The 243-nt window shown below is 37.4% G+C and carries 1 protein-coding gene; it reads right to left on the minus strand.

Translation table 11 applies throughout. The annotated features are described in order from the left end of the window. Positions 1-243 (minus strand): protein rep (locus AWV70_RS22680; protein ID WP_160327739.1); only part of this gene is annotated, 243 nt, incomplete at both ends.

A 243-nucleotide genomic window follows, 5' to 3' on the forward strand; every position in this document is an offset into this window, starting at 1 on the left:
TTATAGTCCTTAATTTCATCTTCCAATTCATCAGCTGGCACGTTTGGTGCTGTTAATGTCACAAAGATAAACTCTTTATTTTCCTCTTGCTTTAAGTAAGCCATCATCACCGATAACGCCAACGCATCTTTTCTTGATTTCTTCCACGCACAGATGTGGCAGAAACGATTTTTGCACGTATTGCCTTTATGCTGTTTTTTCTTTTCTAAGCTTTTATCTGCAACCATCATCATGAACGTATTG

The sequence above is a fragment of the Sporosarcina koreensis genome, assembly GCF_001531445.1.
Taxonomy (GTDB): Bacteria; Bacillota; Bacilli; order Bacillales_A; family Planococcaceae; genus Sporosarcina; species Sporosarcina koreensis_C.